The organism is Nocardia sp. NPDC051321 (genome assembly GCF_044455225.1).
In the GTDB taxonomy this organism is placed as follows: domain Bacteria; phylum Actinomycetota; class Actinomycetes; order Mycobacteriales; family Mycobacteriaceae; genus Nocardia.
In genome coordinates, this window is sequence record NZ_JBITEM010000008.1 from 225432 (window position 1) to 248046 (window position 22615).

At 67.1% G+C, this 22615-nt stretch carries 21 protein-coding genes and 1 pseudogene; 10 read left to right on the forward strand and 12 right to left on the reverse strand.

Annotated features, from left to right (window positions below; translation table 11 throughout):
• Positions 1-30 precede the first annotated feature (30 nt).
• Positions 31-1071 carry a tryptophan--tRNA ligase gene (gene trpS, locus ACIA8C_RS20805; protein WP_397136991.1) on the reverse strand — a complete coding sequence of 347 codons (1041 nt, stop codon included), beginning with the start codon at positions 1069-1071 and terminating at the stop codon, positions 31-33.
• Between the two features lie 209 nt (positions 1072-1280).
• Between trpS and ACIA8C_RS20810 the strand changes: the two genes are divergently transcribed.
• The 3 genes from ACIA8C_RS20810 to ACIA8C_RS20820 all read left to right on the forward strand — a co-directional run bounded on the left by ACIA8C_RS20810 (position 1281) and on the right by ACIA8C_RS20820 (position 4089).
• Positions 1281-2168, forward strand: coding sequence for an LLM class flavin-dependent oxidoreductase (locus ACIA8C_RS20810; RefSeq protein ID WP_397136993.1), 888 nt, complete (start codon positions 1281-1283; stop codon positions 2166-2168).
• 39 nt (positions 2169-2207) lie between these two features.
• A complete protein-coding gene (locus ACIA8C_RS20815) occupies positions 2208-3263 on the forward strand; it encodes a serine hydrolase domain-containing protein (RefSeq protein ID WP_397136995.1) in 1056 nt (351 codons plus the stop codon).
• A 130-nt stretch (positions 3264-3393) separates the two neighbouring features.
• The gene (locus ACIA8C_RS20820) at positions 3394-4089 is read left to right on the forward strand and encodes a DUF2993 domain-containing protein (protein WP_397136997.1); all 696 of its coding nucleotides are present in this window, start codon (positions 3394-3396) and stop codon (positions 4087-4089) included.
• A gap of 8 nt (positions 4090-4097) precedes the next feature.
• Here ACIA8C_RS20820 and ACIA8C_RS20825 read toward each other — a convergent pair whose 3' ends face one another.
• A complete protein-coding gene (locus ACIA8C_RS20825) occupies positions 4098-5012 on the reverse strand; it encodes a helix-turn-helix domain-containing protein (protein WP_397136999.1) in 915 nt (304 codons plus the stop codon).
• A 101-nt stretch (positions 5013-5113) separates the two neighbouring features.
• Between ACIA8C_RS20825 and ACIA8C_RS20830 the strand changes: the two genes are divergently transcribed.
• Both ACIA8C_RS20830 and ACIA8C_RS20835 read left to right on the forward strand, forming a co-directional pair.
• The gene (locus ACIA8C_RS20830) at positions 5114-6019 is read left to right on the forward strand and encodes an MBL fold metallo-hydrolase (RefSeq protein ID WP_397137001.1); all 906 of its coding nucleotides are present in this window, start codon (positions 5114-5116) and stop codon (positions 6017-6019) included.
• A 27-nt stretch (positions 6020-6046) separates the two neighbouring features.
• A complete protein-coding gene (locus ACIA8C_RS20835; RefSeq protein ID WP_397137003.1) occupies positions 6047-7492 on the forward strand; it encodes a carboxylesterase/lipase family protein in 1446 nt (481 codons plus the stop codon).
• 109 nt (positions 7493-7601) lie between these two features.
• On the opposite strand, the gene ligA is transcribed toward ACIA8C_RS20835, so the two are convergent.
• A complete protein-coding gene (gene ligA, locus ACIA8C_RS20840; RefSeq protein WP_397137005.1) occupies positions 7602-9593 on the reverse strand; it encodes an NAD-dependent DNA ligase LigA in 1992 nt (663 codons plus the stop codon).
• 67 nt (positions 9594-9660) lie between these two features.
• Positions 9661-10104, reverse strand: a complete 444-nt coding sequence (locus ACIA8C_RS20845; RefSeq protein ID WP_397137007.1) for a MarR family winged helix-turn-helix transcriptional regulator — start codon at positions 10102-10104, stop codon at positions 9661-9663.
• A gap of 93 nt (positions 10105-10197) precedes the next feature.
• On the opposite strand from ACIA8C_RS20845, the gene ACIA8C_RS20850 reads away from it, so the two are divergent.
• A complete protein-coding gene (locus tag ACIA8C_RS20850; protein WP_397137009.1) occupies positions 10198-10893 on the forward strand; it encodes an SDR family NAD(P)-dependent oxidoreductase in 696 nt (231 codons plus the stop codon).
• A 308-nt stretch (positions 10894-11201) separates the two neighbouring features.
• Here the strand turns inward: ACIA8C_RS20850 and ACIA8C_RS20855 are convergent.
• Positions 11202-11543: pseudogene (locus ACIA8C_RS20855) on the reverse strand (class I SAM-dependent methyltransferase); the annotation flags it as partial.
• 380 nt (positions 11544-11923) lie between these two features.
• Here ACIA8C_RS20855 and ACIA8C_RS20860 point away from each other — a divergent pair.
• Together ACIA8C_RS20860 and ACIA8C_RS20865 are read left to right on the forward strand one after the other, a co-directional pair.
• Positions 11924-12304, forward strand: a complete 381-nt coding sequence (locus tag ACIA8C_RS20860; protein ID WP_397137011.1) for a hypothetical protein — start codon at positions 11924-11926, stop codon at positions 12302-12304.
• A gap of 288 nt (positions 12305-12592) precedes the next feature.
• On the forward strand, positions 12593-13087 hold the full coding sequence (locus tag ACIA8C_RS20865) for a hypothetical protein (protein WP_397137013.1): 495 nt from the start codon (positions 12593-12595) through the stop codon (positions 13085-13087).
• A 45-nt stretch (positions 13088-13132) separates the two neighbouring features.
• On the opposite strand, the gene ACIA8C_RS20870 is transcribed toward ACIA8C_RS20865, so the two are convergent.
• Entirely contained in the window at positions 13133-13999 is an 867-nt protein-coding gene (locus tag ACIA8C_RS20870) for an oxidoreductase (protein ID WP_397137015.1), read from the reverse strand.
• A 75-nt stretch (positions 14000-14074) separates the two neighbouring features.
• Between ACIA8C_RS20870 and ACIA8C_RS20875 the strand changes: the two genes are divergently transcribed.
• The gene (locus ACIA8C_RS20875; protein WP_397137017.1) at positions 14075-14686 is read left to right on the forward strand and encodes a TetR/AcrR family transcriptional regulator; all 612 of its coding nucleotides are present in this window, start codon (positions 14075-14077) and stop codon (positions 14684-14686) included.
• 78 nt (positions 14687-14764) lie between these two features.
• Here the strand turns inward: ACIA8C_RS20875 and ACIA8C_RS20880 are convergent, their stop codons facing one another.
• The 5 genes from ACIA8C_RS20880 to ACIA8C_RS20900 form a co-directional block, all read right to left on the reverse strand.
• Positions 14765-15817 carry a fatty acid desaturase family protein gene (locus ACIA8C_RS20880; protein ID WP_397137019.1) on the reverse strand — a complete coding sequence of 351 codons (1053 nt, stop codon included), beginning with the start codon at positions 15815-15817 and terminating at the stop codon, positions 14765-14767.
• Between the two features lie 233 nt (positions 15818-16050).
• The gene (locus tag ACIA8C_RS20885; RefSeq protein WP_397137021.1) at positions 16051-17256 is read right to left on the reverse strand and encodes a glycoside hydrolase family 76 protein; all 1206 of its coding nucleotides are present in this window, start codon (positions 17254-17256) and stop codon (positions 16051-16053) included.
• A gap of 172 nt (positions 17257-17428) precedes the next feature.
• Complete coding sequence (locus tag ACIA8C_RS20890; RefSeq protein WP_397137023.1) at positions 17429-19015, reverse strand: AMP-binding protein; 1587 nt, start codon at positions 19013-19015, stop codon at positions 17429-17431.
• Between the two features lie 30 nt (positions 19016-19045).
• Positions 19046-19873 carry an MBL fold metallo-hydrolase gene (locus ACIA8C_RS20895; RefSeq protein ID WP_397137025.1) on the reverse strand — a complete coding sequence of 276 codons (828 nt, stop codon included), beginning with the start codon at positions 19871-19873 and terminating at the stop codon, positions 19046-19048.
• A gap of 1 nt (position 19874) precedes the next feature.
• Positions 19875-20438, reverse strand: a complete 564-nt coding sequence (locus ACIA8C_RS20900; protein ID WP_397137027.1) for an ester cyclase — start codon at positions 20436-20438, stop codon at positions 19875-19877.
• 113 nt (positions 20439-20551) lie between these two features.
• Between ACIA8C_RS20900 and ACIA8C_RS20905 the strand changes: the two genes are divergently transcribed.
• A complete protein-coding gene (locus tag ACIA8C_RS20905; RefSeq protein WP_397137029.1) occupies positions 20552-21244 on the forward strand; it encodes a TetR/AcrR family transcriptional regulator in 693 nt (230 codons plus the stop codon).
• A 79-nt stretch (positions 21245-21323) separates the two neighbouring features.
• Here the strand turns inward: ACIA8C_RS20905 and ACIA8C_RS20910 are convergent, their stop codons facing one another.
• Positions 21324-22592 carry an alpha/beta fold hydrolase gene (locus tag ACIA8C_RS20910; protein ID WP_397137031.1) on the reverse strand — a complete coding sequence of 423 codons (1269 nt, stop codon included), beginning with the start codon at positions 22590-22592 and terminating at the stop codon, positions 21324-21326.
• Positions 22593-22615 lie beyond the last annotated feature (23 nt).

The following is a 22615-nucleotide window of genomic DNA, read 5'->3' on the forward strand; positions in this document are numbered from 1 at the left end:
CGTCGGAACCGACGCCATGATGTCTACATCTCAATACGCGGTGCCCATCGCGGCATGCACTTCGTCGAGAGTTCGGGTGGCCACCTCATTGGCGCGGCGGTTCCCGTCTCGCAGTACATCGCGTACGTAGTCCGGGTCGCGCGCGAAATCGCTGCGGCGCTGCCGATGCGGCGCGAGGAACTCGTTGACCGCCTCGGCGGTGACCTTCTTGAGCGTTCCCGCCCCGGCCTCGCCGATGTCGTCGGCCAGTGCTCGTTCGTCGCGACCGGAACACAGCGCGGCGGTGGTGAGCAGTGCGGATACGCCGGGCCGGTGGACCGGATCGAAGGTGATGCGTCGTTGCGAGTCGGTGGGGGCTCGGCGGATCAAGGCGGTCGTTTCGTCGGCGGTCATCGACAATGCGATCGCATTGCCATAGCTTTTGGACATCTTTCTGCCGTCCAGACCGGGAACTTCCGGTGCGGAGGTGAGCAGTGCCTGCGGCGCGGGGAAGACATCGCCGTAGCGTTCGTTGAAGCGTCGGGCGATCACCCTGGTCAACTCGACGTGCGGCAGGTTGTCCTTCCCGACGGGAACCAAGTTGCCCTTGCAGAACAGGATGTCGGCGGCTTGGTGGACCGGGTAGGTGAGCAGGAGTCCGCTGAGTGCGCGTCCCGATGCCGCGTGCTCTGCCTTCACCGTGGGATTGCGATGCAGTTCGGCCTCGGTGACCAGGCTGAGGAACGGCAGCAGTAGTTGGTTGAGCGCGGGCACCGAAGAGTGCGTGAAAATGGTTGCCCGACTCGGGTCGATACCGGCGGCCAAATAGTCCAGGACGGCGCTATAGACGTTGTCGCGGACCTTGCCGATCGCGTCGCGGTCGGTGATGACCTGATAGTCGGCGAGGATGACGAACGTGTCCACACCGAGCTCGTGTAGCCGCACACGCTCGGCGACGGTGCCGAAGTAATGGCCCAGATGTAAAGGGCCGGTGGGGCGTTCGCCGGTGAGAATGCGGTATCGGTGCGGGTGCTCGGTGACCGCGGCACGCAACGTGTCGCTGCGTTCGATGGTGGCGGAGAAGGTATTCAACGTAGGGCTCCTGGGTCAAGGGGCCGTACGAACCTCGTGCACGTGAGATGTGACTGCGGGCTGCGTACAGCCCGCGGACATGGTTAGACGGGCTGTTGGAGCAGCCAGCGCCATGCCTGTCGGATGTTCGTCACCCTGCCACGATAGCAACTACGACCCGGGGACGGCCGAGGTGATCGCGTCCCCGCGCACGCTGGCATGATCGCGGGGTGATCTTACGATTCGGTATTCAGTTGGCGCCGACGGTGACCGAGCTGCCGCAGCTACGTGCGATGGCGAAGGTCGCGGATCGGGAGGGCCTGGATCTGCTGGGTATTCAGGATCATCCGTACTCGGGTGGGTTGGCTGACACGTTCGCGGTAATCGCCACGGTGCTGGCGGAAACCGAACGGCTGCGGGTGTTTCCGGATGTGGCGAGCCTGCCGTTGCGCGGGCCCGCGATGCTCGGGAAGCAGGCGGCGACCCTGGATCTGCTCAGCGGCGGGCGCTTCGAACTCGCGTTGGGGGCCGGTGCGTTCTGGCCCGCGATCGGTGCCATGGGCGGACCGGTGCGGTCGAATCCCGAAGCGTTGCAGGCGCTGGCGGAAGCCACGGCGATCATCCGGGCCATGTGGCTGCCTGGGACGAAGGCGAAAGTTCACGGCACGCACTACACCGTGCACGGCGTGCAGTCCGGACCCGCGCCCGCGCATCCGGTCGGCATCTGGTTCGGTAGCGTCGGCCCGAAGGCCAACGCGCTCACGGGGCGGATCGCCGACGGGTGGGCCGCACCCATCCCGCACTACCTGCCGTACGAGAAATGGCAAGCGGCACAGGACATTATCTCTGCCGGCGCGATCGATGCGGGACGTAACCCGGCCGACATCACCCGGATGGCGCAACTCGTCGGAACGATCACCGACACTCCTGGACCGGTCACCCTGCGCGGCGAGGAACCGATCCGCACCGACGCCGCGGGCTGGGCGCGCATCCTGGCCGATCTCGCCACGCAGACCGGCTTCGACACCTTCGTATACTGGCCCGAATCCGCCGACGACACTCAGCTTCGCCGCTGGATCGGTGACGTCGTTCCCGCCACTCGGACCTTGTGCGCCTGACCATCCCAGTGTCCAGTCGATGTAGTGACCAGGAGAGCGATGCAGGAACAGATTGAGCGGCATATCGACATGCTGGTTCGTACCGGCATAGAGGAGGGGGTGCAGGTCGCTGTTTATCGGGATGGCGCGCTGATCGTCGACGCGGTGGCGGGCTCGGCCGACGGGCAACCGGTCACCTCGGGTACGCCGATCTTCAGTTTCTCTCTTGCCAAGAATGTCACGGCCACACTCGCGCAGCTGCTCGTCGCGCGCGGTTTCCTCGACTACGACAGTCCGGTCACCGAGGTTTGGCCCGAGTTCGGTGCGCACGGAAAGTCAACGGCGACACTGCGACACGTGCTGACCCACACCGTCGGCCTGCCGGCTATGCCGCGCGAGATCACCCCGGATCAGCTTCCCGACTGGTCGAGGGTATGTGAGTCGCTGGCCGCCGCCGAACCGCGCTGGCCGCCGGGCACCGCGATGGGCTATCACTCCTATACCTTCGGCTATCTCGTCGGCGAACTGGCCCGCCGCACAACCGGGCGGTCCATGAGCGAGCTGCTGCACGAGTGGATCACCGTGCCGCTCGGGATCGAAGGACAGCTCTACTTCGCCGCCCCGGATCAGGCGCTTCCTGAGTTGGCGCGTTTGGAGCAGCCGAAAGGGCAATGGCCTGCCGCCCAGGACGACGCGATCCTCGCGCCGTGGGAAAGCCAGCCGAGTGCCGATTTCGGCAACAACGGCGAGATCCTGCGCGCCGACATACCGTCGGTGGGGATCGCCAGCGCGCGTGGGCTTGCCGCGATGTTCAATGCCGTGCTGCAGGGCAAGCTGGTGGACTCCGCACGGTTGACGGAATTCTCCGCGCTGGCGTTCGAGGGGGTGGATCAGGTTTTCGGTACTCCGGCGCGGATGGCGCTCGGCTTTCCGATCGGCAGAATGGGCGCTCCTGCCGAGGAGAACTCCGTGGCGTTCGGATGGCCGGGCGGCGGCGGAAGTTACGCCTACGCGGACCCCGCGCGGGGAATCGCCTTCGCGCTGACCAAAACCCGGCTCGTCCCGAACTTCGACACCGCATTGGGGGTCACGGCAATCGTGGCCGACGGCTCATGACCGCCGAACTGCGTGGACGCACCGTCCATATTGATGGAGCGAGACGGTACGCATGGGGGCGAACGCGGTGCTTGGCACCGGTCGGGCGCGACGCACAGCATGATGGTGGGATGACTGAGCCGGTGAGCGCATGCGCGCATTTCTGATTTTGATCGTTGTGCTGGCGATCGCGCTGATCGTCGGCGACCGGGTTGCGGTGGTGCTGGCGCAGAACGAGATCGCGCGCAAGATCGCGGCCGATTACCAGCTCCCGCAGCAACCGAGCGTTGATATTCGCGGCTTCCCGTTTCTGACCCAGGCGGTGGACGGCAAGTATCACGACATCGGCATTCGGGTCGGCGACTGGAGCGAGCAGAAGCTGTCCGTGCACAACCTCGATATCACGTTGACGGATGTGGCCGCGCCGTTGACCGATCTGCTCAACAACCGCACCTCGAACCTGGTCGCGGCGACGGCGTCGGCGACGGCCGTGGTTCCCTACGACACCGTGCAGGGCTTCGCGCCGAAAGGAGTGGAGTCGATGTCCGACAGTCCGGACGGGCTGCGCGTCACCGGGACGTTCTCGATGGAGGGCATCCCGGTGCCGGGGACCGTTGTCGTCACCGTCGCACCGACCGACGACGGCATCGAGGTCACGCCGGTCTCGGTTCAGTCGGCGGCGGGCGGGCCGACGATCTCGCTGGCGCTGCTGCGCCGCACCCTCACCTTCACGGTGCCGCTGCAGCGGCTGCCGCTCGGCGCGAAGCTGACGTCCATCGAGCCCGGCGCCGACGGCCTCCACGTGACCGCCGTTGCCCACGATGTGCGGTTCTCCGACCTGCCGTGAGCGGCGGATCAAATCTGTTGCGCGACTGTGCCGTTCATGTTTTGTACCGGCATGACACGCGCTGATGTGCGACCCTCGCCTGCCTGCCGGAGCAACGCGAGAGCTTCCTCGGTGGGGGACCCGGCGGGGGTTGTGCACACGATCAGCGCTTGGTCGGGGGCACGGGCGATCGAGAGAGTCTGCTGCGTGACCGTCATCGCGCCGACGACCGGATGGTGCAGTTCATAGGACGCGGCGTCGCACGGTGTCACCCGATGGTCGCCCCACAGCGTCACGAACTCGGGGCTTTTCATCGTCAGCTCGCCGATGAGTTCCGCGAGCAGCGGGTCGTCCGGATGCTTGCCGACAGCGATACGCAGATTGCCGACTACGGCGCGGGCCTTGCGTTTCCAGTCCGCGTACAGCTCGCGGCAGTGCGGGTCCAGGAAGACCAGCCGACTCATATTCGGCCGTCGCGCAGGGTCGTCCGGACTGTGCAAGTCCAGGTGCCCGGCAAGCAGAGCGTGTCCGAGGGTGTTCCACGCCAGCACGTCCGTGCGCCGGCCGAGCACCAGCGCCGGGACGCCGTCGACGGCGCGGAGCAGGTCGCGCGTCTCGTCGGCGAGCTTCTCGGGTCGTGGCCGGCGCACTCGGGGTAGGTGGCGAGCGGCGTCGGCGAGGCGGTCGAGATGTGCGCGCTCGTGGTCGTCGAGCAGCAGCGCGCGGGCGACGGCATCGAGTACCTCGGCCGAAGCTCCGCGCGACATCCCCTGTTCCAGCCGTGCGTAATACGAGACGCTGACCCCTGCCAGTTGGGCCAGTTCTTCGCGCCGCAGGCCGCTGACCCGCCTGCGGGGGCCGGTTTCGCGCAAGCCGACATCTTCCGGCCGCAGCCTGGCGCGTCGGGCTTGGAGAAAGTCGCCGAGGGGTCCGGGTCCGTCCATCGCTCCAGTATCCGTGGGCGGGTCGAGCGCAGCCACACCCTGCCAGTGGTAGGACAAAGCGGGAGTGGTTGGTTTGGGTCCGGATGGCCAGGCTCGACCACATGGAACAGATCACCCTTGGCGACGTCACCGTCAGCCGAATCAGCGAGTTCTACGGCACGGTCGAGATGAGCCCGGACCAGTTCTTCCCGGACAGCCCCGACGGCTCATGGGACGAACACCGCGGCCTACTGGCACCCGACTTCTGGAACATCGAGACCAACGAGTGCCACTCGGCGCTGCAGACCTGGGTGCTGCGCAGCGAGGGGCGCACGATTCTCGTCGACACCGGCGTCGGCAACCACAAGGATCGGCCGTACGCGCCGGTGTGGAGCCGCCTCGACACGAACTACCTCGACAACCTCGCCGCCGCCGGGATTCGCCCCGAGGACGTCGACCTCGTGATCAACACCCACCTGCACATCGACCACGTCGGCTGGAACACCCGCCTCGACGGCCGCACCTGGGTGCCGACCTTCCCGAACGCCACCTACCTGATGCCGTTGCGGGACTTCGAGTTCTGGGATCCGGCCAACGAGTCCGAGACCGTGTTCGGCCGCGGCAACCAGAACGTCTTCGAGGACAGTGTCATGCCGATCCACCAGGCGGGGCTGACTCACCTGTGGGACGGGTCGTATCAAATCGACAAGAACCTGCGGCTCGATCTCGCGCCCGGCCACACGCCCGGCTCGTCCGTGCTCGCGCTGGAGTCGGGCACCGACCGGGCGCTGTTCGTCGGGGACCTGATGCACACCCCGCTGCAGATCATGGAGCCGGAAATCAACTCCTGCTTCTGCGAAGACCCGGCCGAAGCCCGCGCCACCCGGCACAAGTTGCTCGGTCAGGCCGCCGAGAACAAGGCGCTCGTCTTCCCCGCGCACTTCGGCGGACAGGGCGCGGCGCAGGTCGAGCGCACCGGGTCGAAGTTCTCGATCAAAGAGTGGGCGGCCTTCTCCCGCGTCTCCTGAACTCTCCCAGATAGGAAGCGTTTCCCGATGCCTGAATATCCAGACCCGGTCGTTGACACGCCAGCAGGCGCCGTGCGCGGCGGTCGCGACAAGTCCGGTGAGTTTTTCCGTGCCATCCCGTATGCGGTGGCCCCGACCGGTACCCGCCGTTTCGCGCCGCCCACCCGGCATCCGGGCTGGTCCTATGTCCGCGACGGCACCCAGCCGGGGCCGACCGCGCCCCAGCCTGCCCGCGATTTCGGCAAGCTCGACATGATTCCCTACTTCGGACCGGGCTGGGTGCGGGGCGCGGAATACCTGACGGTCGATGTCCGCACGCCCGCCGCCGACAGCGGCAAGCGTCCCGTCATGGTTTTCGTGCACGGCGGCGGGTTCGTCACCGGCTCGACCCGCGCCGCGCTCTACGACGGCAGCGCCTTCGCCCGCGACGGTGTCGTGCTCGTGACGGTGAACTACCGCCTCGGCATTCCCGGTTTCCTCGACCTGGAAGGCGCTCCGGCCAACCGAGGGTTGCTCGATGTGCTCGCCGCGCTCGGTTGGGTGCGCGACACGATCGCGACATTCGGTGGGGATCCGGAGAATGTCACGATCTTCGGGCAGTCCGCTGGTGCCACCCTTGTCGGCGCGCTACTCGCCGAACCGGCGGCCAACGGCTTGTTCCGTCGGGCGATCATCCAAAGCGGTAATGGCACAGGTGCTTTCACGCCGGAGCAGGCGCAACGGGTGACCGCGGCGGCGGCCGCCGCGCTGGAGGTGGAGCCGACTGTCGAGGCGTTCGCCGCGATTCCGGACGAGCGTTTTCTGGCGATACTGCCTGCATTGAGCGGCTTGGATCTGCGCACCGGCACCGCGACGGATCCGCTGGTCGGTCTCAGCCCGTTCAGCCTGGTGCTGCCCGTCCAGCCTGCCGACGGTCTGGCGGACGGCCCGGCGGCCGACGTCGACCTGTTGATCGGCACCAACACCGAGGAGGGGCGTCTCTACGTCGTGCCCGCGGGCACCCTGGAGACCACGACCGAGGCTGACCTACTCGCTGTCGCCGCCCGCGTGTACGCGGAGCCGGAGACCGCGGTCGCCGAGCTCCGCGCGCAACGGCCGGATGCCGCACCGGGTGAGCTGCGTGCCGAAGTTCTCGGTGCGGCCCTGTTCGGGGCCGGTACGACGCGGATGGCGCAGGCGCACAACCGGATTTCGGGTGGCCGCACCCATGTCTACTCGTTCGAGTTCCGCTCGACAGCGCTGAACGGGCGGCTTGGCGCGGCCCACACCGTCGAGTTGCCCTTCGTCTTCGACGCGGTCGACGACCCGTGGCTTCGCGGGGACACCAGCTTGCTCGGACCCGGCGATATCCCGGTCGGCCTCGCGACCCAGATGCATGCCGCCTGGGTGGCTTTCGCGAAAACCGGGGACCCGGGGTGGGGCACCTACGACCCGCAACGACCGGTCGTGCAGGTCTTCGCCGACGCACGCTGATACCGCCTATCGCACGCTATCCGGGGCCCGGAGCCTGGTTTATCGGGGGCCGTCAGCGCCGTACCGACCCGCCGGGCCCCGCGCATACGAGATATGCGCCCGGCGGGGCCTAAACGACCTTGGCGGCGATCAGTAGATTCCAGATCTCGCCCTGATCGACGATCTCGACGCCGAGCTTCTCCGCCTTGGTCAGCTTGCTGTCGCCGACGCCCGCGCCGGTGATGAGCATGTCGGTGTTCGCCGAAACCGAGGAGGCCGTCGTCGCGCCCGCCTGCTCGCACAGGCGTTGGAACGTGGGCCGGGCGACCTTCTCGCCGGAGCGCGGGTCGCTGATGGCGCCGGTGATCACCACCGTCTTGCCTTCGAGTGGTGCGCCGGCGGCGATGACCGGGGGCAGGTCTTCCTCGCGTACGTCGAGGGAGACGCCCGCCGCGCGCAGCCGTTCCAGTTCCGGACGCAGGCGGGTGAGGTGCGCGACCAACGAGGCCGCCACCTTCGGCCCGATATCCTCCACCGCTACCAGACGTTCCTCGCCCGCGTCGGCGACCTCTTCCAGTGAGCCGAATCCCGAGCGGGCCAGACGCGCGGCGGTGCCGTCGGAGGCCATCGGGATCGCCAAGCCGATCAGCGCGCGGCGCAGGCCGACCTGGCGGCTGGCGTCGATCGAGTCGATCATCCGCGCGGCGGAAACCTCGCCGATGCGGTCGAATTCGAGCAGGCGCTCCTTGGTGAGCGTGTAGAAGTCCGACGGGTTCTCCAGGATGCCCGCCTCGGCAAGGCGTTCGATCCACACGCCACCGATGGCGTCGATGTCCGCGGCCGCCCGCGACGCCCAGTGGATCAGCCTGCGCACCGTCTGCGCGGGGCAGGAAACGTTGGTGCAGAACAGTTCTCGACTGTTGCCCTGCTCGGTCACCGGCTGCTCGCACGACGGGCAGACGGCGGGCGGCACGATCTCGCGCTCCTCGCCGGTGCGTTTGGCGGCATCGAGTACGCCTGCCACGAACGGGATCACGTCACCCGCGCGGCGCACCAGCACCGTGTCGCCGACCTTGATGTCGCGGGCCTTGATCACCTCTTGATTGGCCAGCGTCGCCTTCGTCACCGTCGTGCCGCCGACGAATACCGGCTCCAACCACGCGACCGGCACGATCTTGCCCGTCTTGCCGACGTCCCAGATCACCTCGCGCAGCAGGGTGGTTTTCTCCTCGGCGGCGAATTTGAACGCCAGCGCGCCGCGTGGCGAGTTCGACCGAGTTCCGGCCGCCGCGTAGGCATCTCGGTCGGCCAGGCGCAGCACCGCGCCGTCGAGGTCGTAGTCCAAGTCGTTGCGGCCCTGCTCGATCGCGGTGATCGCCGCCTGCGCCTGCGCGGCGTCGGCGCAGTGCCGCATCTGCGCGCCCGCGATCCCGAGCGCCCGAAGGCCCTCCTCCAGATCGACGGCGGCGTCATCATCAGCGGCATCCAAGTCGAAGCCGAAGAACTGCAAGCGCCGCTCGGCGACGGTCGCCGGATCTTTCGCCCGCAGCGTGCCCGCCGCGGCGTTGCGCGGATTGATCAGCGGCTTGTCCGGATGCGCCGTGTTGTAGGCGAGGAAGGTCGAGCGCAGCATCACCGCCTCGCCACGCACCTCCACCCGGCCGGGGACGTCGATCCGCTCGGGGATGCCGTCGACCAGCGCGCGGACCAGCGTGGTCACGTCGTCACCGGTGGTGCCGTCGCCGCGGGTCACCGCACGGGCCAGCCTGCCGTCCTCGAAGACCAGGGCCAGGGACAAGCCGTCGAGCTTCGGCATCACCACCACCGACTGGCCGGGGAAGCGGTTGAAGAAAGCCTCGACCTGCTCGGGCTTGGTCGCCTTCTCCAGCGACAGCATCGGCCGCGAATGCCGGATCGGGGCGTGCAGCACTGCGGGCGCGCCGACCTGCTCCAGCGGATTCGGGTCCGGCGTGAGGTCGGGGTGCGCCTCGATCAGGGCACGTAGCTCGTCCTCGATCGCGTCGTAATCGGCGTCCGCGACCAGCGGCGAGCCCTGGTAGTAGGCGTCGCGCAGCGCCACGATGCGGTCCGCGAGCTCTTGGATATGTTCCCCAGTTTCCACAGCACCAGACGCTACCGATACCCACTGACACGCGCGCGCAACGACGGGCGGATGCCGGAGATCAGCGCTACTGGTTCGCCACGATCACGGTGTGCAGGTTGTTCTTCAGCTGTTCGGCGGCCGGTCCGCGGAGCGCGGCCAGGAACTGCCGCTCGCACTCATCGATGACGCGCCCGCCGCGCCGCAACATATCCCGTCCCTTCTTGGTGAGGAGGACGGTGTTCTTGCGACGATCACCGGGATGCGGCCGACGCTCGACCCAGCCCTGTGTCTGAAGTTGGTCGATCAACGCGACCATGGTCGTGCGGTCGATGCCGAGCAGCTCCGCGACTTCCTTCTGGGAGTGACCGTGCTGCTCGTCCAAGCAGTTCAGTGCCGCCCACTCCTGCGGTGCGATGCCGAGGGGCTCGAGTTTCGTCGACGTCAGTTCGCCGTATCGCAGGGCTGCGTGTTTCAGCAGATACCCCAGCCGGGGGACTTCGCCTTCAGTGGGCGTCGGGTGGTCGGGCACGGCATAACCATATACGTTTCTGATCGTCAGTATTGCTGATGATCAGATACCATGACGAGTGTTATCGATTTTCGTTGCTACCGAAGGTGTTTCATGTCCAAGACAATCGCAGTATTCGGCGCGGGTCCGGGCCTCGGCCAAGCCGTCGCGCGCCGCTACGCACGGGACGGTTACGACGTGGTGCTCGTCGCCAGACGCCGGGAACCGCTCGAATCGTTCGCCAAGGAGTTGGGTGCGACGGCGCACGTCATCATCGCCGACCTCGCCGACACCGATGCCGTTCCCGCGCTGGCCGCACAGATTCGCGCCGCGGTCGGCGATCTCGACGCGTTCTACTACGGCGCAGCCGCCAACGGGTTCGTCCCAGTGCTCGACCTGACGCCGCAGCGCGTCCAAGACCTCATGTCGCTCGGCGTCTACACCCTGCTCGAGCTGGTGCGAGAGTTCTTGCCTGCCATGATCGTTCGAGGGGACGGCGCGATCCTGAGCGCGCAGGGCGCCAGCGCGCTACAGGGGAATCCGCGCGTCGCGGGCGGTCTCGCCCTCGCCGCGCAACGCAACTATCTCCAGGCATTGCATGCCGAGGTGGCCGAGAAAGGCGTGTATGTCGGCGGCCTTTACATCGGTGCGGCCATCGAGAACAGCGCTTGGCACACCGAGATGGAGCGGGCCAAGGCTGCGGGCGAGCCGTTCTGGGAGGTGCCTACCGTCGACCCGGCCCATCTCGCCGACCTGCTCTGGAATATGCACCACGGCAGCGGCGAAGCGGACGCCCGATACCCCGCGTAGGCATGAGTTGCGGCGCGGGGGCAACGCGCCCACAGCGGTCGTGGATCTGTTGGCGGACACGGAATTCGGCCGACGCCGGGTGCGGTCGAATCGCGCACTACGGGCGGTCGGATGCGTACGGACTACGTCATGATGTGCGCGGCTTCGCCACCGTCACCCAGCGCGAACTATGGAACATCGCCGCGAGCGGTTCCGGGATCGGCGGTAGTTCGCGGTGGTAGCGGGCCGCCAGTTCGGGCACCTTCGCCGGGTTCGCCGACCAGCCGCGCGCGGCGAACCAGTCCTCGGGCTCGATGCGGTGGTCGGTGTAGAACAGCTCGCTGGTCGAACAGCCCCTCTTGCGCCGCGCCCGGCAGATACGGCAACAGGCCCTCGGCCAGTCACGCGGTGGGCGCGGACGCGTCGAAACCCGCGTCGGTCAGGGTGGTGGGCCAGTCCTCGCGCAGGTCCACGGGGACCTCGCGCCGATCCGCCGACGGCTACGCGGCGTACTCGTCGCGCACCAGCGGTTCGGGTTTGGCGGTCTCCATGGCCCGGGCCGCGGCGATGCCGAGTGCGGTGGCACCGACGCTGCTCACGATGTCCCAGGAATCTCCCTCAGCGCGCACGGCATTCCTCCGATCAGAGAACCAGCTGTGGCACGGCGCGATACGGGGCCCGCGGCCACGGCGTGATGTTATGTCCGCTGACCAAACTACGCCCAACTGGAATCAACTCGGCGTGGCTTCAATGTCTTTCGCGCGACGGGACGGTCTCGGCTGCTCCGGCGTGTCGATCGGCCGACGATCCGCGGCCGCGGATACCGAGTGGGGAAGGGGCAGAAAACGTGCGCGGCGGTCCTGAGGGAGAATGAGGGTCGTGAGTGACGCACTAAAGATGAAATTCGGAGATCAGCTCGGGGTATCAACGGTCGTGGCGTCGGCGGGTGCCACGGCATTCGTCGGCTGGTAGCTCGATGTCGGAGCGGGACGAGCCGGGACAGGGATCCTTGCCTGGGCCTGGTGAGAACAGGTTTGACGCGGTGGAACGTTTGCGTAGAAAGCTCGAAGGACTGAAGGCGGCCGAGCCTGATCGCGCCGAGGCGGGGGAGTCGAAACTGATCCGGCTGCCGCATCGCCCGCGGCGCATGACCGAGGATGCCGCCGAGCGGCCACGCAAGACGTGGCGTTCGGAGGGCGGCTCCGCCTCCGACGCCCCACCGACCCGGCCGGTGACGCGATCCGAACTGCAGGGTGAGACAGGTGCGTGGCCTGCCGACGCGGGCTCGCAGGACGACCAGGGCGGCGCCGGGCAGGACGCGAGCATTATCGATTTCGGTGCGTCACGGCGGAAACGAGCCGGTCGCGACGCCCCGGCCGCAGGCATCCGGCGCATGGCCAAGCCGCGCAGGATTGGACCCGACACACCGTAATGCGGTCGGTCGCGCCAATAACGCAGTCCAAAGCCCCATCCTGCGAACGCAATCCGCTGACGGCGCCTACACATCTTTGAGAAGATGGGGCGGTTGTAGACGAATCGCAATCGCCCGGGGGGATGGGCTTATGCCGCATACAGATTCGATCAGCTCGCGCGCTGCCCGATGGACCAGACTGTCCTCGATTCTGACCACCGTCCTGGTTAGCGCGATCGTTGCTGCCATCGTCGCGGGTGGCGTTGCGCCGCGCGACGCCGATCCGGCACTTTCGGCGAACGTCAGGTCGTGGTGGCCGTGGAAATGGTCGTGGATATGGCGATGGTCATGGGAATTCAAAGTGGTCGTGGGGGCGGCCGATATGAAACAACCCCCTTCCTGACAGTGCGCGTCACCGGTTTTTCCAGTAACAAGTGCGACGCGTATGCGATGTGTTCCAGACAACACCTATTCAGGAGGTTCGGAATGCTATCTGCGAAACGGCTTACTGCCGGCGCCGCCGTTGCCACCGCAGCCGCGGCCGCTGTGTTCGCTGGTGGTGGCGTTGCCCAGGCTGATGTACCGGTGTGGCAGGCCAACTGTCACGTGTACAACATCTTCAATACCGGCGGGATGTCGAATTGTGAGCTGCCGACCTGGCATCAGGTAAAGCTCACGTGCGTCGCGTGGCCGGTCCCCTTCACCTACTGGAAGTACGGTCCGATTCAATATGGGCAGAATCAGTCCTGGGCCAGTTGTGATTCGTTGAACGCGCTGGTGGGGATCGAGGTTATTCAAGCGTAGGTCGTGCATTATCGCGTTCGTCGAAATGCGTTGGCGCCCGTCGGCTTAACCAGGCAGTTGCGCGCCGTCGGCAGAGTCGGTGGTGCGCGAGAGGTCGGCCCACGTGTCGATCTCGGCGTCGACGGCCGCTCGGCCGGCTCGTACCAGTCGCAGGGCGTCGGAGCCGAGCACCAGGTGCGCCGGCGGGTTCGCGGCGTCGATGACCGAAAGTATCGCGGCCGCGGCCTTTTCCGGATCGCCGAGCTGATTGCCGTCGGCGGCTCGACGGTGGGCGCGTACCGGATCCATCAGCTCGTCGTAGTCGGGGATGGAGCGGTCGGTGCGGATCATGGACCGCCCCGCCCAGTCGGTGCGGAACGAGCCGGGCGCGACGGCCGTGACGTGGATGCCGAACCCGGCGACCTCTTTGCCGAGCGTCTCGAGGATGCCTTCCAGGGCGTACTTGCTGCCGTGGTAGTACGCCAGGCCGGGCACGGTCATCAGCCCGCCCATGGAGGTGATGCCCAGAATGTGGCCCGAGCGCCGGGCCCGCAGGTGCGGCAGCACCGCCTTGATGGTGGACACCGCTCCGAAGACGTTGACCGCGAACTGGTTTCGCAGTTCGGTCAGCGGTGATTCCTCGAATACCCCTTCGTGGCCGTACCCGGCGTTGGCGATGACGACATCGATCGGGCCGACGGTGGCTTCGATGTTGTGCACCGTGTCCAGGACCGCCTCGTCGTCGGTGACGTCGAGAATGCGCGCGATGGCGCGGCCGGCATCAAGCGCCCGGAATTCCGCGGCGTCCGCTTCGCGCCGAACCGTGCCCACCACCACGTGGCCGTCCTGGATGGCCTGACGTGCGATGGCCTGCCCGAGGCCCGAGCTCACGCCGGTGATGAGGAAGGTTTTAACGGCTGTTCGATCGGTCATGCCAGAGAATCTACACTCCGATAGATAAAATTGGCACTGCGTAGAAAATTGTTGCCTCGGGGTAGAGTGAGCGCCGTGCCCGAGACCGGAACCACCCGCCGCCGCACCGCGCCTTCCAAGGGGGATCAGCGCGAGCGAGCCATTCTCGACGCCGCCGAAGAGCAGTTGGACACCCTGGGATTCGATCGGATGACGATCGAGACGATCACCAAGGCCGTTGGCATCACCCGGGGTGCGTTCTACTTCTATTTCGGCTCCAAGAACGCGGTTCTGGCCGCCTTGGTCGAACGAACCGTTGTCACGCTGCGCGCGGAGATCGAGGCCGCCGACGGCTCGGGCGAACCAGCGCTCGCCCTGCGCCGCAGCGTCGGGCAGACCCGCGACATGTGGCGCGATCACGGGGATGTCATGCGCGCCGCCGTGGAGCTCAGCCCTACCGTCGAGGCCATCGGTGCGAGCTGGCATTCGGCCGTCGCGGCTATCCGCGACATCACCCAGGCCATCGCCGAACGCGCCGGGCTCTCCGATGACGACGGCCCGACCGGCGCGCATGCCGTGACGACCGCACTCGTGTGGATGACCGAGCGCGCCTTTTATCAGGCGTCGAAGACGGGAATCTCACTCGACGACACCGCGGCGACGCTCACGCATCTGTGGCTGAATGCCTTGGGGCTGCGTTCCGAGTAGCAGTGCCGCGGTCCTCACATGCTGATAGCGGCTGGGCGCACGGCGCCCAAAGGTCCACGCGTCGAGACGGTTTCGGGTTCAGTCGGCGGCGCGGATCGGCGCGCCCGCGTGGTGCAGGTGCCGCAGCGCCTCACCGTAGGAGGCGATCAGCCCGGTCTCGTGGTACGCCACGCCGATTTCGGCGCAGTAGTCGCGGACGATCACCTGGGCGTGCCGCAGATTCGGTGTCGGCATGCTCGGAAACAGGTGGTGTTCGATCTGATAGTTCAACCCGCCCAGGGCGATGTCGGTGAGCAGGCCACCCCGCACGTTGCGCGAGGTCAGTACCTGCCGACGCAGGTAGTCGGGGCGTTCGTCGCCGGTCAGGGTCGGCATGCCCTTGTGGTTCGGGGCGAAGATGCAGCCCATGTACAGGCCGAACAGCGCCTGGTGCACCGCGAGGAACGCGACGGCCTTGTCGGCGGGCAACACCGCGAACAGCGCCGTCAGATAACCGGCGAAGTGGCCGAAGAGCAGTGCACCCTCCAGCACACGCCGTTTGACCGACCGATTGCTGAGCGCGCGCACGCCGGCCACATGGAGGTTCAGGCCCTCCAGCAAGAGCAGGGGAAAGAACAGAAAGGCCTGCGCGCGGCCGATGAGACGAGCCAGCCCATGGCTGGCCCGCGCCTGCCGTTGTGACCAGACCAGAATGTCGGGCGCGACATCGGGATCGAGCTCCTCGTGGTTCGGATTGGCGTGATGCCGAGTGTGCTTGTCCTGCCACCATCCATAGGCCAGGCCGATGCCCGCGTTGCCGACGATCCGGCCGACGATCTCGGTCGGCCCGCGCAGCCGGAAGACTTGGCGGTGCGCCACATCGTGCATGACGAGGGCGACCTGGGCGAACGTCACGGCCATGCACGCCGCGATCAGCAGCGTCCACCAAGAGTCGCCGACCAGGACGAACGCCACCCAACCGGCGACGAATGCCAGCCCGACGAGGCTGAGCCGAACGGCATAGTAAACGGGACGTCGATTCATCAGGCCCGCGCCGGAGATCCGGCGCAACAGCCGGGCATAATCACCGTCGGCGGCGCTGCGCCGCGGTGACCGTGGAGCTGACTCTGGGACCAAAGCCGATGTCGTCATAGATCTTTCCTGAGCGCTGGGTTGGAGATGCCACGTCGGTCCGTCCTCGATGTCGATCGGAGATCTGACCCAGCGGGGATTGCTCGGCGCATCAGGGCGAGAAGACGATGTCGATACGCCCGACGCTATCGGCCGACGTCTCGTTCCGGGTAATCCCTTGGTATGACGCGGAATAGGACTCCGGTGTGATAACGGCTCGGTGAGTTTTCGCGCGGCGGCGGCCCGCCGTTGACTCAGCGCCCGGCGGCGCTGAGCTGGTAATCCGCTTCGAGCAGCATCCATCCGCTCAGCTGCACCGAGAGATCGCGGCTCAGATTCGCCGAGGAGGAGGCGGACGGGACAGTGAGCTCGGACAGCGTGCCCGGCAGCTCCGGCACCGTGACCGGGCGAGTCCAATCCGGGCCGAACAGCGGTAGTCCGTCCACCTCGGCGCGGTTTTTCCAGGCGGCCCGCGCGGAGGCGTGCACGATGTCCGCGGCGGTGGTGTCGCCCAACGCCAGTGCGGCTTCCGCGAGATATCTGGCGAGGATGCCCATGAACAACCCGGAATCGTCCCCGGCAGCCGCGGCGATCACCCCGGCGTGGGTGAGCCGGTCGCCGGTGGCGGCGATGAGTTCGGCCGCGCGCTTGCGATGGCCGGATTCGCCGGTGCGCAAAGCCAATTCGGTTTCCAACCCGATGGCGACGCCCTGGCAGTAGGTGAGAATGGTGCCCTCTATTCGTCCGCCGGGCTCATGGATACCGTCGAGGATCAGGCCGCTGGCGGTGTCGCGCAGCCGCGTGTTCAGGAACTCGGCGAGTTCTCCGGCGCGGGACAGCTCACCCAAACGCGCCATCGCGATACCGGTCGGACCGATCGCGGGGGTGTTGTAGTACTCGTCGCCCGCCCGCCAGGGCACCGCGCCGACGTCCGGGTTCCAGCCCTCGTTCAAGCCGGCCTTCAGTTCGCCAACCGCGTCGCCGAACCGGACGCCGAGCAGCCGGTCGGCGCGTTCGAGCGCCAGCACCAGCCACGCCATGTCGTCGTAGTACCGATTGGTCCAGCCGGTGAGGTTGCGGGTCCGAATACCGTTCGCGATGGCGACCACCCGGTTGAGGCGTTCGGGGGTGCGGGCGCGATACGCGGCGTCCACCGCACAATCGAGCAGGTGGGCTTGCCACCACATGCACCAGCGCACGAACGACTGATCCAGCAGCGACCCGGGCCAGAGCAGCATGCCGAGCCGCATCTGCGGCCGGCCCCACAGCGTGCGCACGTGCCGCTGCACGATCGCCTGTTCCGCCAGTTCCGCGCGCTTCCCTGGCTCGTCCGGGCCCGCGGACACCCGCCGCGTGATCGACATCGCCTGTGTCGGCTCCGCCAACACGGTGAGCGCGATCGACGCGCCACCCGCCACCAGCACACTGCGCCTGCTGATTCCCTTGTTCCGGCGATCCACCGCTCGGACTCCCTTTACTGAACGACCACCGCAGCCGGAAATCATGCGGCTACATTCTAGCCCGCAACGCCGGCGCGGCGCGCCGAAGAGTAGTGGTGTTCAGCGGCAGAGTGGCTGGTAGGGCAGGCCAAGGGGGGCGTGATCGCGCCGCCCCACGTAACGACCTGCGGTCCTAGGAGCCGGGACGTCCTTGCGCCCCGGCACCGGATATGTCTGCGGCGTAACGGGTTCGGATCTGCTGCTTGTAGATCTTGCCGCTGTCGTCGCGGGGCAGCGAGTGCACGATCTCGATGCGGGCGGGCATCTTGTAGTCCGCGAGTTGGCCGGACAGTGTTTTGCGGACCGTAGCGGCGGTGAGGTCGGCACCGGGGCGGGGCAGGATATGCGCGGCCACTAGCTCGCCGAGGTCGCCGGTGTCGGGTATGCCGAATACGGCGACGTCCTCGACCTCGTCCATGGCGGCGATGGCGTTCTCGATCTCGGCGGGGTAGATGTTCACCCCACCCCGGATCACCACTTCGGCGTCCCGGCCGGTCAGATAGAGGAACCCGTCCTCGTCGAGATAGCCGAGGTCGCCGACCCACAGCATGTCCTCGATGGGAGAGTGCGGTGCGCCGTGGTTGAGGTATTCGAAGCGTGGCCAGTAGTCGGCGCCGCGCACCCAGACGGGACCGATCTCGCCGACCGGCAGCGCGTTGCCCTGCATGTCGGCGATGCGGACGGCCGAGCCGTCGGTGGCGCGGCCGACGCTGCCGGGGTGGTCGAGCCATTCCGCGGCGCTGATCCAGGTGATCGTGCCCGCCTCGCTGCACCCGTAGAACTCCCAGAGCGCATCGCCGAACAGCTCGATGGCGGCCCGCTTGAGCGCGGGCGGGCACGGCGCGGCGGAATGGATGACGTGGGTGAGGCTCGAAAGATCGTAGGTGGCACGGATTTCGGCGGGCACGCTGACAATGCGCGAGACCATGGTCGGCACGATCTTGACCTGCTGGATGCGGTGGTGGTCGACCAGCCGCAGGAACGTGCGGGCGTCCCATTTGGGCATGATCACGATGTCGGCGCCCATGCGCAGCCCGAGCACCGCGATGGCGTTGGGGGAGGTGTGGTACAGCGGCCCGGCGACGAGCATCGGCACACCGGGTGCCAGGCCCATCCGCTGGGCGGTCGCGCCCGCGATGCTCAGCAGCTGGTGCGGCGTCATCTGCTCGCGCGCAACACCTTTGGGCTTGCCCGTGGTGCCGGAGGTGTAGATGACGCCCATGGATCGGACGATAGCGCCGTCGATGTGCCCGACCGGCTCGGGGTGGGCGGCGATCCAATCCTCCAGCGAGTCGTGCCTGCCGGTGGGCTCGGCCAGGGCGAGATCCCAGCCGCCCTCGCTGAGAAGCTCTTGGGTCATGGCGATTTCGACGATGCGGGCCGGGCAGCCCGCCAGTTCGCGAGCGGCCTCGACGACGGGCACGAATTCGGTGTGCGCGAAGATCAGGCGCACCTGCGCGTCGGTCAGGACGTGCGCGACTTCGCTTGCGGTCCACCGGGTATTGATCGGCAGCGGGTTGCCGCCGGTGGCGGCGATGCCCACCGAAACCTCGAGGAACTCGATGTCGTTGCGCGCCATGATGACGCACTTGTCACCGCGATCGATGCCGGCGGCCAGGATCGCCGAGCCCAGTCGGCCTGCGCGAAGCAGGACGTCGGGTTGGGTGCGGGTGCGGTTGCCGCAGACGAGGGTTGGCGTTTTCGGCGGATTATCGATCATGTCTGGGAAGTCTGCCTCGACAACAGGCATTTAGTCACCTGGTTGGTGCAGTCGATCCGGATGATCGGTTGCGCCGAATTGCTGGGCGCGGCGGAAAAGGACGGGGTCGTGGGCGTTGACGAGCAGTAGGCCGGGCGTCGGAGTGGCCCATAGTTCGGCGAGGCGCTCGTGGTTCGCCCGGACGGCGGACATGTCGTGGGCGACAAGGCGTTCCATCGCCGTCAGTGCTCGTGGCACCTGGCCGGTGCCGTCGATCTGCCCTCGATGGTAGAACGCGTCGCCGGCGTGCAGGATCCATCGCTCGCCGATGTCGACGGCGACGGCGGCGTGGCCGCGGGTGTGCCCGGGCAGGCTGATCATGACGAGGCCGGGCGCGATGTCGGTGAGCTCTTCGGCGGCGGCGAAACCGCGCCAGGGCTCGCCGGGGGTGTGCAGCACGTAGTTCGGGTGGTGGTCACGTTGCGTCGGCAGGTACCGGCCCTTTTCGACGAAACCTTTCGGGTGCAGTGCCGCTTTCGCTTCGATCGCGGTGAGATGGACTCTGGCCCAGGGGAAGTCGGCGAGACCACCGCTGTGGTCGGCATCGAAGTGGGTGATGACGATGTCGCGGACATCGCGCGGGTCGAAGCCGAGTCGTTCGAGCTGCCGGATGGCGGACTCGTTTTCGTCGAAGCGCGGACGGACGAACAAGCGGCTCGGCCCGAACCGGGCCGCCGGATCGGCGACGTCGCTCAGGCCGAGTCCGCTGTCCACCAGCACGAGGCCGGTGTCGGTTTCCACGAGCAGCACGTGGCAGACCAGGCCCTCGGGGGTGCCGAGCGGACGCATGGTGCCGCAGTTGAGGTGATGAACTTTCATCTCACGCACCAAGGTTCGGTGGTGTGGTGCTGAGCAGCCGCGGATCCGGCGGGGCGCCCGCGGTGGCGACGGCTCCGGCAACCGCTCGGGCGAGCGTGAGCAGGTCGCGGGGGTTGCGTTTGTCCAGCCCGCCGAGCAGCTGTTTCAGGACGGTGAGTTGGTCGAAGTAGATGCGCTCGATCGCCAGGTTCTCCTGCTCGTCGAAGACGAAGTAGGCCGTCATCCTGGTCCGATGGGTCGAGCCGGTCGGGGGGATCTTGCCGAGCGGACCCAAATGCGTTCCGAGCAGCCAGAATTCCACGATCACCGCGTCGTGGCTGTGGCGCAGGGCGATGATCTCGTGGTCCTGGTCGGGAAAGGCGCGGCGGGTGTCGCGGTAGTAGCCGCGCACCTCGTCGTCGCCGTCGTGCACGACCATCGGGGCGATCAGCTCGTAATGCGGATGCGGGAACGTGGAAAGTGTTGCGTCCCAGTCCTGGAGCACTTCGTCATGGAAATGGTCGAGGACGAGTTTCTCCCGTGCGCGCAGGATGTCTTCGGGTGGCAGGGTGAATCGTGTCGACATCGGTGACTCCTGGGGAACGCGGGTGAACTTCTATATCCACAGCGTGGGTTATTTACCGCCGACGATATACCCACGATGTGGATTTAATCAACGAATTGCGGCATCATGACCTCATGACCAGCCATGTTCCAGCGGTGCGCCGAGGGCGACCCCCGAAAGGTGCAGGCCAGCTGACCCGTGCGGGGATCGTCGAGGCAACCCTCGCCGTCATCGGCAGCGAGGGTGTCGGCGCGGTAGGTGTGCGGCCGGTCGCCCGCGTGCTCGGAGTCGATCCGAAAAGCTTGTACAACCACGTCGACGGCAAGGATGGCCTGCTCGACGCGGTCGTCGAGCATCTGCTCGGCTCGATCGAATTACCCTCGCGCAGTGGTGATCTCCGCACCGATCTGCGTGCCATCGCGGACGCGTTCCGTCGTCGCGCGCTCCTGCATCCCGCGGCGGCGGTGCTGGTGCTCACGCGGCAATTGGGATCGATAGAGGGATTGGCACCGACGCAGGCGGTCCTGGAGGTGCTCCGCGCCGCCGGTTGCCAGCCGGAGGAGGCGGTCCATTTGTTGCGTACTGTGCTGGCGACCCTCGTCGGCACGCTGTTGCGCGAGGTAAACGCGAGCCCCGCCTACGGAACCGCCGATATTCCCGGCATCGCCGCACGTCGAGCGACGCTGGAGCAGTCGGGGCTACCCGCTGTCGTCGAGGCGGCTCCTTACCTGGCGCGATTCGACAGCCAAGCGGAGTTCGATTTCGCGATGGATCTGGCGCTCGACGCGGTCGTCGCTCGCATCGACGCTTCCGCCTCGAACAGCTGAACCTGTTGTTCCATGAAGCGTGCACTGACCAACCCAGCCTGCACTCGCCGCGTCACGACGAACCAGTCGGCGTTCCGCTTCAGATCTGGCCGCGCAGCATGCGCAGCAGACGGTCGAGGACGCGTCCGCCGCTGGCGCGAAGCCCGTCGTGTTCGTACTCGTTGGTCGCCCACAGTCGTAGGCCCCTGATGGTCTCAGCGGTCTGTAGCGAGTACGTGGCGTCGACGTACATGTCGTCGAGGTAGACGGCGGCAACTACGGGGACCTCGTTCGTGGCCAGGCGCTGAGGATCGTAGAGGTCGGGCCAGGTCCCGCGGGCGAACAACATCTCGGCGGGCTCGCGCAGCGGCGCGAGACAAGGTTGGTCGAAATGACACGGGTAGGTCATCTCGCCGGTGAACAGTACCGGGTCGTTCCCGGCCAACGCTGTGCGCGCGTCGAACTGGGGGAACTCGCCGCGCACTCGCTCGGCTGCCCAGTTCGTGGCGCCGGTGCCGCGCTGGGCGTAGCTGAGTTCATGCATGAGCGGGTTCAGCGGCAGTTGGGCGTAGCTGAGCAAAGCCGCGGTGCGGGCGAGGAAGCTGTCGGACAGTTCCGTTCCGGCCCAGGTGTTTTCGAGAAGGTAGTGCAGCATGTCTGCGCCGTCGTTCGTGCCGAGCATGAGCCCGAGTGATTGGAGGGCTTCGACGGTGAGCCAGGATCCGTCCGGCATTGGTGCCGGGCGATCGATCAGGTGTGCGGCGATGCGGCGGACCGAGGCGGCGTCCTGCGGGTAGCGGCGATAGTAGGCGGTGTTCTTGCGGTGCACACGGGGGTAGGCGGCGCGGTAGACCTCGTCGGCGGTGACGCGCAATCCGGGAAGGCCGCCGGTGATTATCGCCTCGCGCAGGCCCTCGGGTGCGAATGAGAGGTAGGTGACGGTGCACATGCCGCCGAAGCTCTGGCCGAGCACCGACCATGGCTCATCGGTCAATTCGCGCCTGATCAGTTCGGCGTCGCGGACGATCGAGTCGGCGCGGAAATGGGTGAGGTAGTCGGCCTGCGCGGCGGGTTCGCCACGAGCCGGGAGCGTTTGACGGGTGATCGGACTGGAGCGGCCCGTGCCGCGCTGGTCGAGCAGCAGGACGCGGTAGTCGTCGAGTGCGCGGTCCAGCCAGGAGTCCCGGCCGACCGGACGGGGCGGCACCATGCCGGGGCCGCCTTGCAAATACAGCAGCCAGGGAAGCCGCTCGTGCTCGCGTCCGGTGGCTACCACCTCGCGAGCGTAGATCTCGACGTGCTCGCCATCCGGCCGATCATGGTCGAGGGGGACGGAGAAGAAGTGATCGGTCAGCGTGACACCGGGCATGGAAAGCTCCTTTGCGGCAATGA